General features: G+C 54.4%; 14 protein-coding genes. 10 read left to right on the top strand and 4 right to left on the bottom strand.

The annotated features are described in order from the left end of the window. Window positions 1–45: 45 nt before the first annotated feature. A complete protein-coding gene (locus Q8902_07420; protein MDP4199383.1) occupies window positions 46–1,194 on the bottom strand; it encodes an LptF/LptG family permease in 1,149 nt (382 codons plus the stop codon). On the opposite strand from Q8902_07420, the gene Q8902_07425 reads away from it, so the two are divergent. The 10 genes from Q8902_07425 (at window position 1,193) to Q8902_07470 (ending at window position 10,854) form a co-directional block, all read left to right on the top strand. Then, window positions 1,193–1,687, top strand: coding sequence for a thioesterase family protein (locus Q8902_07425; protein MDP4199384.1), 495 nt, complete (start codon window positions 1,193–1,195; stop codon window positions 1,685–1,687). The two genes, Q8902_07420 and Q8902_07425, sit on opposite strands and share 2 nt — an antisense overlap. Window positions 1,688–1,711: 24 nt before the next feature. Continuing rightward, a complete protein-coding gene (gene nadC / locus Q8902_07430; GenBank protein MDP4199385.1) occupies window positions 1,712–2,599 on the top strand; it encodes a carboxylating nicotinate-nucleotide diphosphorylase in 888 nt (295 codons plus the stop codon). 4 nt (window positions 2,600–2,603) lie between these two features. Next, window positions 2,604–4,340: a phospholipase D-like domain-containing protein gene (locus Q8902_07435; protein MDP4199386.1), complete on the top strand. Its 1,737-nt coding sequence runs from the start codon at window positions 2,604–2,606 to the stop codon at window positions 4,338–4,340. 3 nt (window positions 4,341–4,343) lie between these two features. Further along, entirely contained in the window at window positions 4,344–6,851 is a 2,508-nt protein-coding gene (locus tag Q8902_07440; GenBank protein ID MDP4199387.1) for a hypothetical protein, read from the top strand. 54 nt (window positions 6,852–6,905) lie between these two features. Beyond that, window positions 6,906–7,505: a carboxymuconolactone decarboxylase family protein gene (locus tag Q8902_07445; protein MDP4199388.1), complete on the top strand. Its 600-nt coding sequence runs from the start codon at window positions 6,906–6,908 to the stop codon at window positions 7,503–7,505. Between the two features lie 36 nt (window positions 7,506–7,541). Then, entirely contained in the window at window positions 7,542–8,462 is a 921-nt protein-coding gene (locus Q8902_07450) for a proline dehydrogenase family protein (protein ID MDP4199389.1), read from the top strand. Window positions 8,463–8,654: 192 nt separating this feature from the next. Then, window positions 8,655–9,062, top strand: coding sequence for a type II toxin-antitoxin system VapC family toxin (locus tag Q8902_07455; GenBank protein ID MDP4199390.1), 408 nt, complete (start codon window positions 8,655–8,657; stop codon window positions 9,060–9,062). 2 nt (window positions 9,063–9,064) lie between these two features. Further along, window positions 9,065–9,580, top strand: a complete 516-nt coding sequence (locus Q8902_07460) for a hypothetical protein (GenBank protein MDP4199391.1) — start codon at window positions 9,065–9,067, stop codon at window positions 9,578–9,580. Between the two features lie 7 nt (window positions 9,581–9,587). Continuing rightward, complete coding sequence (locus tag Q8902_07465) at window positions 9,588–9,974, top strand: DUF2203 family protein (GenBank protein ID MDP4199392.1); 387 nt, start codon at window positions 9,588–9,590, stop codon at window positions 9,972–9,974. 40 nt (window positions 9,975–10,014) lie between these two features. Continuing rightward, complete coding sequence (locus Q8902_07470) at window positions 10,015–10,854, top strand: cytochrome c (protein MDP4199393.1); 840 nt, start codon at window positions 10,015–10,017, stop codon at window positions 10,852–10,854. Window positions 10,855–10,926: 72 nt separating this feature from the next. On the opposite strand, the gene rpiB is transcribed toward Q8902_07470, so the two are convergent. The 3 genes from rpiB to Q8902_07485 all read right to left on the bottom strand — a co-directional run. Next, the gene (rpiB, locus tag Q8902_07475) at window positions 10,927–11,373 is read right to left on the bottom strand and encodes a ribose 5-phosphate isomerase B (GenBank protein ID MDP4199394.1); all 447 of its coding nucleotides are present in this window, start codon (window positions 11,371–11,373) and stop codon (window positions 10,927–10,929) included. Between the two features lie 47 nt (window positions 11,374–11,420). Next, window positions 11,421–13,049, bottom strand: coding sequence for a hypothetical protein (locus Q8902_07480; GenBank protein ID MDP4199395.1), 1,629 nt, complete (start codon window positions 13,047–13,049; stop codon window positions 11,421–11,423). A gap of 190 nt (window positions 13,050–13,239) precedes the next feature. Then, window positions 13,240–15,053: hypothetical protein (locus tag Q8902_07485; protein ID MDP4199396.1), on the bottom strand; the 1,814-nt coding region annotated here is incomplete at its 5' end.

Consider the following 15,053-nt stretch of genomic DNA (forward strand, 5'->3'; position numbering starts at 1 on the left):
CTGACCGGACTCATGGGACGTATGAGTTCCATGAGTCTCGTTGCTCTATTTCTGCGCCTTCCAGATTACCACGATGGCGCCGGCGAGGAACAGAATATTCGCCAGCCATGCCGTGAGCACGGCTGGCACCTGACCGGTGTAGCCGAAGGTCTGTGAGACCTTCGAGAAGGTGAGGAATGCGAACGCGATTCCGATCGCGATCGAAAACTCGAATGACAGACCGCCGCGCTTCTTGCGAGAGGCGAACGGGACACCGAAGAGAACCACGATGAGTGATGTGAACGCGAGAGAATATTTGCTCTGGTAATCCACGAGATCGCGTGCGACGTCCTGTCCCGATCGGCGCTTGAGTTCGATCCGTCGCGCCAGCTCCGGATTTGTCATTTCCTCCACTTTCAGCAACCGCTCGCGAAGTTCGGCGGGAGTAAATGTAAAGTGCATGACACTTTCCGCGGGCGCGAGTTTGCGAATTTGCTCGGCGGATGTATCGCTCAGGAATAACCGTTCGGTCGCATTCGTCAGCGTCCAGACATTGTGGGTGGAATCCCATGACATGAGGGAGGCGTCGATCCGACGCGTCATGTGCGTAATCTCTTTTGGGTCGAAAAATTGAACAGAGACTCTGTTCGCGCGCTTTTGCAGAAAGGAATAGTCCGACATGGATACGATGGAGGTAGGCGAATCCTGCAAATACATGTTGAACTCGGCATTGTTGATAATGTCCTCGTGCACGTAATCCCGCAGAATCTCTTCGACTCGAGCATTCGCTTTGGGAAGAATCCAGCCATTGAAGTAAATCGCGCCGAGACACAGCAGCATCGAGGCGACAATGAAGGGTGCCATGAGCCGGTATAGGGAAATGCCGGCCGAGCGCATCGCAATAATCTCATTATTTGCCGACATGCGACCCGTTGTAAAGAGCGAACCGAGTAACAACGCCACGGACAGGATCAAAGCGATGATCTGTGGTGTAAAATTGACATAATACTCGACGACGACCATGAACGGGACGTTGTGATCGAGAAACTTGTCCAGCTTCTCCATCAAATCGACGGCAATGTAAATGATGATGAAGCCGACGATGCCGACCATCGTCGCGAGAAAAAACTGCTTCAGGACATAAATGTCCAGCAACTTGAATAGTCGCCAGCGCGACTTTTCAGCCCGTCGGTTCGTTTGTCTCCATCGAATCATGCTACAACCCGAACACCGCGAAGTCGCGGATAATCGCTCGAATGTGGACGACCCGCTGGCCGCGATCGAGCACGCGACCAAAATCCGTGTCCGCTATGCCGACACAGACCAAATGGGGCTTGTCTATTACGGAAAGTACTTCGAGTATTTCGAGGTCGCTCGGACCGAGATGCTGCGTGCATGCGGATTGCCGTATTCCGAAATCGAGCAAGCCGGATATGGGCTGCCCGTTCGGGATGCCTCCGCGCGGTATTATCGTGGGGCGACCTACGACGACTTGCTTCGAGTCACCGCTCGAATGAAATCGGATGTCGCGACGCGACTCGAAATTTCTTATACGGTCCACATGGATGCGACCAACGAACTGCTGGCCGAAGGCAATACAACGCTGGTCTTCGTGTTGAAGGAGACTGGCCGGCCGACCAAGCCGCCCGACATCTATCGTCAGGCCATCGAAGCATTTACCGCTCCGGACATTGCACTTAGCACTTAGCATTTAGGCCTTAGAACTTAGAGCATGCATACACTTAGCGATATCGAGCGGCAGCGCGTCCGCATTGCACTCGTCGAGGACCTTGGTAAAGGCGACGTCACATCGTTAGCGACCGTCCGTGAAGATGCCCAGGGCACGGGCCAGTTTATCGCCAAGGCCAGTGGCATTCTCGCCGGTTTGGACCTTGCTCGACAAGCGTTCTTGATCTTTGAGACGCAGACCGGTATTGCTTCTCCGATCTTTGAATTCAAAGAGACGCAGCGTGATGGTGCGATGCTGAAGAAAGGCGAGTCGATCGCGTCTGTTCGTGCCAATTTGCGAACATTGCTCGCCGTTGAGCGCGTGGCGCTGAACCTGATGCAGCGCATGTCCGGCATTGCGAGTATGACGCATGCCTTCGTCGAGGCGGTACGTGGCACGGATGCGATCATTCTCGATACGCGGAAGACCGCACCGCTACTTCGTCCGTTCGATCGATACGCTGTCCATGTTGGCGGCGGGATGAACAACCGCTCATCGCTTTCGGCAATGGTGCTCGTCAAGGATAATCACATTGCCGCAAACCGAGGTGATGTCGCTCAGGTCATCGAGCACCTGCGTGAGTACTTTAAAGATCCCAAGCACGAATTGGTCCCGATCGAGATCGAAGTCACGTCGCTCGAACAATTTGCGGTCGTGCTCACAAAGGGGAAGGGTCTCATCAATCGCGTCATGTTCGATAATTTCGAACTCGGCAAGATCCGCGAAGCGGTGAAGATGAATGCTGGCACGTTCGAAACCGAGGCCTCCGGCGGCATTACGCTCGCGACCGTTCGTGCGGTCGCGGAAACCGGAGTGAACTTTATCTCAGTCGGTGCACTGACGCATTCGGTTACCGGCCTGGATATATCATTCGAGGTATTGCCCTCCTAATGCAATGCGAAACCTGGTCCTCGCTCTGACGATCGGCTGCGCACTATTTATTGTGCGTAATCCGCAGCAAGCATGCGCGCAGACGGGTTTCGAAATCTATCATACCCCGTGGTATGAAATGAAGGTGGATTCGACCTCTATCCAATTTCATTGGAAGAATAGCACATCGGTCATTGGCGAAGTGTGGATGGGGACCGATTCAAATCGCATGACGATGGTCCTCTCGATTGGCTCGGCCAGCAAGGATCGACGTCCCATCGTTCATGGACTCACTCCAGCTACGATGTACTTTGTGAAGTTGGTCTCCACCTACACCGGATACTCAGACACGGTACGTTTCTGGACCTCGACGGCGTCGGACTATCGATCGACTGGTGCTATTCAAGTGTATTTCAATCGCGATGTTGACACCACGACATATCCGTTCTTGCCGCACGCACATGGCAACGCGGACTTTATGGGGTTGCTTCGAAATCGTATTCTGAATGCGAAGAACTCAATCGATCTGGCGCTATATAGTTTTGGCGATCGAGTTGGGGACTCTGTTGCCAAATGGCTGATTGTGGCAAAAGATAAAGGAATATCCGTTCGCCTGATCGTCGATAGCGGATCGTCGAAGAAGTCACAGGCCTTTCAAACGGTACGTTCCTCGGGCATTCCCGCGATCACGAATGGATTCGGCGCAAGCGGAAGGCTCTGGAGCAATATTCATCACAACAAGTTCATCATTTTCGATGGTCGAGGCAAAGACTCCGTGAATGACGGGGCAAACGCGTGGGTCCAGACCGGCTCGTGGAATCTGACCGATCAGCAGACTACGACCGATTTTCAAAATCTGGTCTACGTTCAGGACCTTGCACTGGCCCATGCCTACGAACGCGAATTCGAGGAAGAATGGGGGTCCGCGACGGATACTCCGGACTCCGCCGCATCACGATTCTCGACACGTAAGACGGACAATACCCCGCGCTCGTTTAACATCGGCGGCCGTGAAGTACATCTGTTCTTCTCGCCGGGTGGCGGCATTCCGCAGGCGATTGATACACTTCTTGACGGTTCGGCAGGTCCGATTCTGCTTTCGATGTACGATTTTACATCGCAGGACCTTGAGGCCACGCTCATCAACGCCCAGAATCGTGGCGCGAAGGTGCACGGAATAATTGGGATGGGTGGGTCCTACGATCAGACGCCCCTTCTTGTGGCCGCTGGTTGTGATGTGATTCACTACTCCGGTTATCTTAGGTTCGATACACTGTTTCACCACAAATACTGCATTCTCGATCCGAACACGGCCGATGGATGGGTACTGACCGGCTCGTTCAACTGGACGCACTCCGCCGATACGCTCAATAATGAGAATATCCTGTTGATTCGCGATCGTGACATATCCGCGGAGTATTTCGAGGAGTGGCTCGCGCGGTATCAGAATAATGGCGGCGAGCAGACCATTACTTTAAATTCATCCACGGTTCGTGATCGGGAAGTTGTTTCCAAGTCACTTGGAATTTATCCGAATCCAGCGCAGAGAGCGTTTGAGATCGAATGGAACGGTAAAGATGATGGGCCGGCTACTATTTCCATTCGGAGCATACTCGGCCAGATGCTACAGACCAAACGGGTGTGGCAAAACGCTGGGAAGAATTCGCTCGCATTGAATCTCGATCTTCCTTCGGGAAGCTATGGTCTGCTGCTGGAGCATGATGGCTCATTTGACTTCTCACCGTTGCACATTCTCCGATAGCCAATGAAACTCCTCTGGCTTTCCTTCCTCTTCCTGGTTTCTTGCTCTGCTGCCGTTGAGGCCCAGCAATCCGTCGGCTCCGTTTTGGGGCATATCAATCTCTCAAGCCCCGATCAAGCGGAATCGCTTCGCATTCGAGCCGAGGAGATTACGACCGAGGCGACAATCGAGGAGACCGAAATCGATAGCTCCGGCGATTTCGCATTCCGGAATCTGCCGTTTGCGACCTACGATCTCTATGTGGTAAACCAGGGTCGAGCGGCGTTTACACGCCGCGTCGTCGTGCATTCTTCGGTATCGATGCATGTCATGATAGATTCGGTCCCGAATTTCGAGAAGACCGAGATCACCGTGACCGATACGCACATGGAACCGACCCAGCCTGAGGTCCACACCCTGTTTACGGCGCCGGTGATTCAATCGTTGCCTGTTTCGAATCCCGCAAAAGGGATCGAGGCGATTCTTATGAACAGCCCCGGCATCGTGCCCGATGAAGATGGCCGGTTCCACATGCGCGGCGAGGACGCGATGCTCCAATATGTGATCGATGGCATTCCACTTGCGACGAATCAGACGCGCATTTACGCTCCACTGTTCGATGCAAATTTTGTCGAGTCCGCCGATCTGCTCCGTGGAGCGTTCGATCCCGAGTATGGCGTGGCCACGAGCGGCGTGCTCAACATCACAACCAAGTCCGGCTTCGACGCGCCGCAGTTCGGTCATGCCGAATATAGTACGGGCACCTTCGGCAACAATTCGACGGGCGTTGATTTCGGTGGTCATTTCGGTCAAGCGTTTGCGTACTATGGCGCGTACGGCAATTTTCACTCGAACCGCTATCTCGATCCCGTGAGCGGTTTCGACCCGAATCATACCAATGGAAACGGCAATGATTATTTCGGCAAGATCAATGTGATCGCGAGCAATAAAGTTGATATCGCGGCGCTTGGATATTTTGGAGCGACGACGTTTGAAGTTCCGAACCACATCGTCTCCGGCCCTCAGAATCAGAGTCAGGATTTACAATCGCTCTTCTTCGGCGCGCGTGTCAATTATTCGCTATCGAATGCCTCTGTCATTAGTCTGCTCGGATACACTCGCCGGCAATTGGCGGACCTGACGAGTAACGGGCTCGACCGCATGAATCCTGCGGATAGCGTCCAATTGAAGACCGCGCTACTCAGCGAGCGCTATTTTGTCGGGGCGCACCGCAAGGATGTCGAGAGTGGAGGTCAGCTCGAATACTCGACAAAGACCGATTGGTTTGGCGACGAGAACGAGTTTAAGATGGGCCTAGGTGGCGAGATATTCCCGATCAGTGAATTTCTGACGTTTGCCGTAACCGATTCGAATATTTCAAATTCCAACTATCCCGGCGGCGATGCGCGCTTTGCGGCGTATGACTTGACACGAAGCGGGAGTCCCTTCCTCGTCGATACCAGCGCGACCGGCAAGCGTATTTCTGGCTATGCGCAGGACCGCGTTACCGCCGGCGATTGGACACTTTCAGGCGGCGTGCGCTATGATCTCTATGACTTCCTCGATCAGGAGAGTGGAATCTCCCCACGGGTGAATGCGATCTATCGCGCGAGCGACCGGCTGGTGATTCGAGCGTCCTACAACCGGATGTTCATGCAGGCTCCGCTCGAAAACGATCTTGTTTCGAGTTCTATGCAGGCGGGGCAGCTTGTTGGCTCGGCACAAGCGGGCGCACCGCAGATCGTTCAAAGTGAGAAATCCCATGTGCTCGAAATCGGCGCAGGCTACCGACTGAACAAGTATGTCAATCTGGATTTAACCGGCTATGGCAAGTTGATCGACGACATGATCGTGAAAGTCGAGCTGGGAAATTCCGGCGTCATCTTTCCAGCCAATATCAAGAATGGCATTGTCGGTGGAGGCGATTTGGAAGTGTTGCTTCGCGATTGGAATAATTTCTCTGGGCGACTGGCATTCTCGACGACGGTCTCGAAAGGCAAAGTGCCGAGCGATGGCTCCTCGCCATTCGCGGCGGGACTCGTGCTTGGCGAGGAAGGTTTCAGCTATTCGCATCCGTTTTCGGGCGAAGACATGTTCAACACGGAGCATAACCAGCTCATGACAGCGTCCTTTGCGTTGCGCTATGATTTTGCCGCCGGATTTTTCGGTGTCATTTCAGGCCGCTACGACAGCGGCCTCCCGTTCGACCTCGTGGATACAAATCATCTGGGCCCGGATGCGACGCGAGCACGACAGATATTGCTCGATCGGGGTTATACGCCGGACGTGATCGACTTGTTGAATCTTCAGCCGGAGATGCCCGGATCGCCAGACCGCTCGGTGGCTCCGCACGCGACATTTGACGCCTCGGTCGGTGCAAGTCTCGCGCGGTTTGGGCTGCCCGTTCAGCTCATTGGCTCGGTCATCAATATCTTCGACACGAAGTACCTCTATAAATTCGAATCGACATTCGGCGGCACGCACTTTGGCACCCCGAGGATGTTTTTGCTGAGGGCGGAGCTGGCACCATAGAAAGTTGTCGCGTAGATTCTATTGAATCTATAGATTGTATAGAATCTATTCTTGATGGAAGATCGAACAAAGATAATTGTTGAGCTCTCCGCACTCGCGTCTCGTCCGGAGCACCGAGAGCGACTGCGAGATGCGTTGGCTGCAGCCCGCGCTGCTGCCCAGGTTAAGCGTGAAGAAATCTACGAGTGCTTCCTGCAATTGCATCTTTTCGCCGGATTTCCCGCTGCGCTCGAAGCCATGCGTGCCCTCCGGGCAGCGTGGCCTCGTGGGCACGATGAGAAGCTGGAGGTACGAGAACCGGTCAGCTACCCGCAGTTTGTCGAGCGGGGGCAGAAGCTCTTTGAGCAAGTATATGGTGCTAATTCGGAACGCGTGCGTGCAGAAATCCGCGACCTGAGCGTCGAACTTGGCGCATGGACCATGAATGATGGCTACTCCAAAACACTTTCACGGCCGGGTCTGGCGAGCATCGCACGCGAGCTTGCTACGGTCGCGGGACTGACACAGCTTGGCTGGGAGCGGCAGTTATTCTCGCATATTCTGGGCGCGCGGAACGTTGGCGCTTCCAAAGAGGACGTCGAGGAGGCGATTTCCATTGGCGCCCTGGGGGACGAAGAAAAGCTGAAACGGGCGCTGGTTTTGGCGAAGAAGTGAAATAGGAGTGCCCACTCCTGTGTTATGCGCCGCGAAATGAACCCACTTAATAAGGCCATCTCCCTGGCCCTGCCGTTTATTCCGAAGCCGATCGTCCGCAAAGTAAGTCAGCGCTATATTGCTGGTGCCACGCTGGACGATGCCGTCAGAACAGTCCGTGCGCTGAATTCGAAAGGCGCAATGGCGACCGTCGACGTGCTCGGCGAGTTTATCACCACGTTGGATCAGGCCCGGGAGAATACAAAGAACTCGTGCGATGTCCTGCGCAGGCTCCATCATGATAGCCTGAAGGGTAATCTTTCGATCAAACTAACTTCGCTCGGACTCGCGCTGGATGAGGGGATCTGCGAGCAGCACGTCCGCGAGATCCTTGTGACGGCCCGTGAGAACGGAAATCAACTCGTCCGCATGGACATGGAGAATTCGCCGTACACCGATGGCACGCTGAATCTCTACCGCAAAATGCGGCGAGACTTTGCTAATGTGGGATGTGTGCTCCAATCTTATATGCGACGCACGCTTTCGGATATTGAAACACTTGTTACGGAAGGGCGGAAGCAAGGAGTTGCTACCAATGTCCGGCTTTGTAAGGGCATCTACGTCGAGCCGGAAGCGATCGCATTCCAAAAGCGACGCGAGGTCCAGGAGAATTATTTAAGGGCACTCGAAGCGCTATTTGCTGCCGGTGCGTATGCTGGCATTGCCACGCATGATGACGTCTTGATCGAGGGCGCTAAAGGGCTCGTCCGCAAATACCACTTGGATAATAGCCAATTCGAGTTTCAAATGCTCCTCGGTGTGCGCGAGCAAGTCCGCGATGCGCTCATCCGCGATGGCTACAGGCTGAGAGTTTATGTGCCGTTCGGCGAAGACTGGTATGGCTATTCGATCCGGCGTTTGAAAGAGAACCCGAAGATGGGCGGATATATCGTCAAGGCACTTTTAACGGGGAAGTAAGCTTTTTCAAGTCATGAAGCAAGCGAATCGTCATACTCCCATCATTTTGCCAAAAAAGAAGAGGGCTGCCAAGGGACGATCGCTACCCAGCGTTCGAAATCAAGCTGTTCCTCCCAGGAGGTTGACTGCGCCGATTTTCAATACTGAATTTTCGGGCAAGCCACTGAAGTATATCCGACCGTTCGATCCCGTATGGCCAGTCGAGAAAATCTAATTCTTCTGGATACTCACATTTGGGTGTGGTCGGTCTTTCGGAGTCCTCGGCTGGAGGCTCGGTTTGCGGAATTGATTGACGCTCGTTTTGAATCCGTTTGTGTTAGCGTGACGTCCTGCTGGGAAATCGCGATGTTGGCTGCAAAACGCAGGATCGATCTCACACTTCCTACTTCTGAATGGTTTGGGAAGGTTTTTGCGCAGTCCGGCATTCGAGTGCTTCCCATTACGCCGGAAGTGACAGTGGAAGCATATGAACTCCCTGGCAGATTTCATCAGGATCCCGCCGATCGAATGATCGTTGCAACCGCTCGATTACATAAGTGTCTCTTGATTACGGAAGATGAAAAGATCGTCCGGTATCCGTTTGTCGAGACGGCAGAATAAGTATGACAGTTATCCTGAACGGCCCGCTTGGTGTCGGCAAAACTGAAACCGCGTGGAAGCTGCTCGACTATTTGGACCATGCTGCGATCTTGGACTGTGATTATGTTGGCGGTAACACTACGTCAATCGATCATCGGGATTCGTCCTCGGTCCATGCGGCCCTTGAGTGCGTTGCAGCGCTCGCGAAATACCAAAGCGAAAGGATGGGGATCGAGCATTTTGTTGTAAGCGGCGTGTTTGAAACTCAAGTGCAATTATCGCTCGCAACGTCGATGCTTTCAGAGATTAATCGTCCAGTCTTTCCATATCTGTTGTTGGCAACGCCAGTCGAACTCGAGCGGCGTGTCCGAGTGCGCGGTAACGGGAATGTCCTGCGAGAGGTCGATCGCGCTCTCGAACTACTCAAGATTCTCGGTCACAACCGGCCTGGCAAACTGTTCGACGTAACAAATCTCACAGTGGACCAAACGGCCGAGACACTTTGGAAGGATATTCAGTTACTACAATCAATCAATTAATCAGAGCGTGGAATTCGATCACCTGTTCAGCCTCGAGGAAGCACAAACGCTCCTCGCCGAGATCAAGCCAAAGCTCGCTGAAATGGTCGAGCTGAAGCTCGCCTGCGACCATAGAGGCTATGACGTATACCGCCATCAATATTTCGGCGGGATGGGCCCCAATGGCCAAAAGGAATTCCCGCCCGAGATGGAGCGCCTCGCACAGATTGCGAGCGAGTTGGATGAAGCCGGTATCGAGGTCAAAGATGTGGGGACTGGGCTCATCGACTTTCCGCATCGCCGCAGAACAGGAGAGATCGTGTTTCTCTGCTACAAACATGGGGAAGCGGAGCTAACTGCATGGCACACGATCGAAGGGGGATTCCGCAGCCGGAAAAGTCTCGAAAGTTTGTGAGTGTTTTGTTCGTAATTTGCAGGTCTAAAAGTATCAAATCATGATGAAATCCTGCACGCCGTTCTTCGCCATTGTTCTACTTTCGTTCACTCTGATCTCGTGCGGTAAGCGGGACATGCCCCCGGCCATGCCGCAAAAGGATACGATTCAATCGGAGAAACTGGATACCTCGCGTATCACGCCGGCTGTCGGCCAGACCACCGCGATCACCGGACTCGCTGAAGCGGGACAAAAGATATTCTACAGCACGAAATATGGCAAGATCACGGATGCCTGCGCATCCTGCCACACTGACGGACTTCCGACCACCAAAGATACGCGCATTCGCCCAGGCCACACTCTTGTTGGTGTGACCAGCAGAGTTAGCACGTGGAATGGTCAGTTTAAGGGCAATGCTTTAGCCAAAAACGCGTATGGCGCGACGATGTGCGCCGTCATGTACCTGCATAAGGGCGATGATATGGCGACAGTCATGCCCAAAGGCGACATCGATGCGATGAATGCATACTTGGAGGCGATCAAGAATAATCCTGGAGCGATTGCCAGCACACTCAAGATTCAATGGGTCACGAAGCCAGCATTGCATGAGGAGGATAAGATCGACGAAAAGGCTGCGGGTACTGCCGCCAAGGCCGTCATGATGCTGCCCGCTGATCCAGATGCAGGCAAGAACACTTACGATCGCACATGTGCCTACTGTCACGCCATGACGGATAAGAAGGTCGGTCCGCCACTCAAGAAAGCCATGGACACTCCTCAAGCGGGTGCCAAGTCCGTTCGTTGTGGCTCAGCCGCGATGCCGTTTTACGCGAAGGACATCCTCAGCGATCAGCAGGTCGCCGATGTGATTGCGCATATTCAGCAGCAGCTTGGGCAGTAGCTTTGAGTTAAGAGCTAGGAATACAGAGTTAAAAGTAGTAACCTGTTTAGGATTACTCTTGACTCTTTATTCTCAATTCCTGATATCTAGACCAGAGTCGATCTCCGCAATGCGGCGCGCATGACGACCACCTTCGAAGGGTGTGTCCAGCCAGGTGCGGACGATCTCGAGCGCCATGTCGAGTGTCATCATGCGCTCGCCAATCGAGAGGCAGTTCGAATCGTTGTGCTGACGGCCGAGTCTGGCACTCTCGATGTTCCAACAGAGCGTACATCGTACCCCCGCGACACGGTTCGCGACGATTGCTTCGCCATTGCCCGAGCCACCCAGCACGATGCCGCGCTCGGCTTTGCCGCATGCAACTGCTTCCGCAGCGGGACGAATAAAGAGCGGATAATCGCATGACTCCTCAGAGTCTGTTCCAAAATCCTGAACTTCATGCCCGAGTCCCGTAAGGTACTTCTTAATCTCTTCTTTGTATTTGAAACCCGCGTGGTCGGAGGCAATGGCTATTTTCATCGGGTGATAAACGAGCGAAGCGCAATGAGTATTCCTGCACGCGATCGTCACCGAGCCTCGACGGGCGGCACAAGGCTGAGTGGGCTTGGCAGCACGCTTCCGGAGCCAACGGCAGCAAGGAACCGCTCCAGGTTATCCTCCTTTCGGAGACCAAACTTCTTGCGCAGGTTGAGTCGGTGAAACTCGATGGCTCGCGGTGTGATGCAGAATAGCCGCGCCACTTCATTCGTCTTCAATCCCAGTTTGAGCATCGAGCAAACGCGGACCTCCATCAAGGAGAGCATGGGAAACCGCTCCTCGAGGCGTGACTTGAAGTCGGGATTGGCCGAGGCGAACTCCCGTTCGACCGACACCCAATCCACTTGCGCGCATGGCAGCATCTTGAGTCGATTGCGTATTCGCTTGAGCGACGCATACGGGTCGTGTTCCTCGCGCATGATCGTGAGTACATCCTGACGAAGATTGGTCAGTGCTTCGACCTGGGTCGCGGCTTGCATTGCGATTGTTGTCACATGCTTCTCCAAATGTTCCGCGTGTGCCCGGAGCTTCTCAGTTTCCATCTGCTCGCGTGCAATGACGATTTCGCGCCGCATAATGTCCAGCCGCGTAGCAAGTTGGCTCTGCTTCGCCTTCTCGCCAAGGTCCGTGCTCTTCGAGAGGTATCGAAACGCCTGTTCCCATTCACCTAAGGATGCCGACGCTTTGTACATCACCTCGTAGAGCGAGGGGCATAGGTAGGCACAGGATGACTCGATGGTTTGCTCGAGCGCGTGAAGCACTGAGATCGCTTCAGAGGCCTTGCCTTCGGCGGCCAATAGTTCGGCTTGGACGATCTGACGCTCGTAGCCCACCGTTGGATTCTGGTCGTCGGAGCCGGCGAAGCTCAGTTCGTCGTGCGCCGTAGCAAGATCTCCAAGATGAAAATAGACTTTGGCTGCGCCGATGTGCGCTTGCTCGACGACGGCTGGGAGCCTGCTAGAGAACAGAAGCCTGAATTGCTCAAGCGCGGCGGCATACTCGCCCCGTTTCAAAAGGTTGTGGCCCAGGTCGTTGCGTATTAGGTGCATCTGGTCGGTGGCCGTTGTGCTTTCCAGTATCTCGAGGCCCTGGCGGAGCAACTTCTCCGTACTGTCCCAGTCCTCGACAGAATGGTGGACACTCGCGATCAACCGCAGGGCGCGGGCGTTCCAAAGGCGATCGTAGTTATACGAAAGAAGCTCCTGTGCGTAATCGAGCATCTTGCTCCACTCGCCCGCCGTGGCATGGGCAATCGCCAGATCGTGTGCAATCCACGCCCGGAGTCTCATGTCGCTCGTGTTTGCAGCGAATTGCCTGCATCGCTCGAGATCGGCCATGACCGATTCGGTCGGTTCTCCGAGGCATCGGCGATAGGTTGCACGCTGGCCGTAGAGCTTCGCTAATAGCTCGGAATCTTCCAGGGACTCGGCAACCGGAACTGCCTGGTTGACGAGATCGAGTGCCGGACGGTGCTCGCCACGGGTTCCGATGATGTCCACTTGCTTGATAATGAAACCGGCGAACATGCGGTGATCGCCGGCCTCGCGGGCCAAGCGCACACCTTCGCGGGTGATTTCGAGTGCGCGAGCCCGGTCCGTCCATTGGATGGCGGCGAATTCTTCGAGTAGTTGCTGAAGTCGAACAGAATCTGACTCCATGACGGGTCGGAGTGTGGCGATGGAAGAACAGAACGAACGTCAGGCATTGTAATGAAAAGGAACTAGGAATCCGTTCCTCATTTCCGATACACAACAATAGGGAAGAGCCCACTCCGGTTCTCTTTCATTATGAGAACGACCGGAGCAGGCTCCCCCTAAACTCTCTCTCTCAGTTGTTGCTTTTCTAAGCTTATGGACAGGCGGCGAGCTGCGTCGAGGCAAGCGTGCCATCGGTGTTCACCGTCACGCGCCAGCAGTTGTTGTTCGCATCCTTAAGGATGATGCCGTGCGTGTTACTCGTCACGTACACATCGCCTTCGGTATTCACTGTGGCGATGTTTTGATCGCCCAACTGGATCGTGTTGCTCGCGGTTACGGAGGCATTCGCGCCGATCGCGGTCGCATTCACTAATGTACCAGTGGCTTCATCGGCGTTATACCCGATTGCCGTGTTGTAATGACCAGTCGTGTTCGTATTCAGAGTTGTGGATCCCAACGCGGTGTTCCCGTATCCGGAGGTATTCGCGCCGAGGGCGTCGAAGCCCGTTGCTGTATTATTGTACCCCGTTGTGTTTGCCCGCATGGTGATCGATCCAGCCGCCGTATTATAGGCGCCCGAGGTGTTGACCGCCAATGCGAGGTACCCAAAGGCGCTATTCTCATCCGCGGTCGTGCTGGCGATGAGGGTCCCTGAACCAAATGCCGTGTTCCCAACACCGGTCGTGTTTGCAAACATCGCAGCATATCCCATCGCGGTGTTATCGTTCGCGGTGTTGTGGAACAATGCCTGATGGCCCACAGCCGAGTTGTTGCCTGCCGTTGTGTTTGAGGCCAACGCCTGGAAACCGAATGCGGAGTTGTAATTGCCGGTCGTATTAGCCGTCAAGGTTGCCGATCCAAAAGCGCAGTTTACGCTTCCCGTTGTATTCGCGAGCATCGCCAAATACCCGACCGACGTATTGTCTTGACCGGTTGTGTTCAACGACATGGCTTCGTGTCCGACTGCCGTATTGTTCACGCCTGACGTGTTCGCATAGAGTGCTTGATGGCCCAGACCCGAATTGTTCTGACCAGTCGTGTTCGAGAACAGGGCCTCGAAGCCTAGTGCGGAGTTGTAGCTCCCGATCGTATTATGGGCCAGGGCTTCGTGGCCATACGCCGAGTTGTTTGAACCGGTGGTATTCAAAAAGAGCGCCTCGTAACCGAAGGCAGAGTTGTAGCTTCCGATCGTATTCGCAGTCATGGCCATGTGACCTACCGCGGTGTTGTTCTGGCCGGTCGTGTTCGCATAGAGTGCTTGATGGCCCAGACCCGAATTGTTCTGACCAGTCGTGTTCGAGAACAGCGACTCGAAGCCAAGTGCGGAGTTGTAGCTCCCGATTGTATTATGGGCCAGGGCTTCGTGGCCATACGCCGAGTTATTCACACCGGTTGTGTTCGAATAGAGCGCTTCATACCCAAAACCAGAGTTGAAGCTGCCTGTCGTGTTCGAATACAACGCCATGTGGCCTACCGCCGAGTTATTCTGGCCCGTCGTGTTAGCATAGAGCGCCTGGTGACCGACACCGGTATTGTTAACACCTACCGTGTTTGCCATCATTGCCTCGAATCCAATGGCCGAGTTGAAGCTGCCGGTCGTATTGTGGTACAATGCTTCGTGACCGATCGCCGAGTTGTTCGTGCCCGTGGTGTTCGAGTTCAATGCCTCGTAGCCGTAGGCCGAGTTGAAGCTTCCGGTCGTGTTCGCGAGCATGGCCTGATGGCCGATGGCGGTGTTGTTGACACCGGTCGTGTTCGCCAGCAGTGCCTCGTAGCCGAGGGCGGAGTTGAAGCTTCCGGTCGTGTTATGAAGCATCGCCTCGTGTCCAATGGCCGCGTTGTTCTGACCGGTCGTGTTCGAGAGCAGGGCCTGGTAGCCAAGGCTCGAGTTGAAGTTACCGGTCGTGTTGTTCTGCATGGCCTGATGGCCGATGGCGGTGTTGTTGACACCGGTCGTGTTCGCCA

The organism is Bacteroidota bacterium, from assembly GCA_030706745.1.
GTDB lineage: Bacteria > Bacteroidota > Ignavibacteria > Palsa-1295 > Palsa-1295 > PALSA-1295.

Coding starts and splice junctions, on each gene's coding strand:
- Q8902_07425 (MDP4199384.1), top strand. CDS start 1,193: ATGCTACAACCCGAACACCGCGAAGTCGCGGATAATCGCTCGAATGTG.
- Q8902_07420 (MDP4199383.1), bottom strand. CDS start 1,194: ATGATTCGATGGAGACAAACGAACCGACGGGCTGAAAAGTCGCGCTGG.
- nadC (MDP4199385.1), top strand. CDS start 1,712: ATGCATACACTTAGCGATATCGAGCGGCAGCGCGTCCGCATTGCACTC.
- Q8902_07435 (MDP4199386.1), top strand. CDS start 2,604: ATGCGAAACCTGGTCCTCGCTCTGACGATCGGCTGCGCACTATTTATT.
- Q8902_07440 (MDP4199387.1), top strand. CDS start 4,344: ATGAAACTCCTCTGGCTTTCCTTCCTCTTCCTGGTTTCTTGCTCTGCT.
- Q8902_07445 (MDP4199388.1), top strand. CDS start 6,906: ATGGAAGATCGAACAAAGATAATTGTTGAGCTCTCCGCACTCGCGTCT.
- Q8902_07450 (MDP4199389.1), top strand. CDS start 7,542: ATGAACCCACTTAATAAGGCCATCTCCCTGGCCCTGCCGTTTATTCCG.
- Q8902_07455 (MDP4199390.1), top strand. CDS start 8,655: ATGGCCAGTCGAGAAAATCTAATTCTTCTGGATACTCACATTTGGGTG.
- Q8902_07460 (MDP4199391.1), top strand. CDS start 9,065: ATGACAGTTATCCTGAACGGCCCGCTTGGTGTCGGCAAAACTGAAACC.
- Q8902_07470 (MDP4199393.1), top strand. CDS start 10,015: ATGATGAAATCCTGCACGCCGTTCTTCGCCATTGTTCTACTTTCGTTC.
- rpiB (MDP4199394.1), bottom strand. CDS start 11,373: ATGAAAATAGCCATTGCCTCCGACCACGCGGGTTTCAAATACAAAGAA.
- Q8902_07480 (MDP4199395.1), bottom strand. CDS start 13,049: ATGGAGTCAGATTCTGTTCGACTTCAGCAACTACTCGAAGAATTCGCC.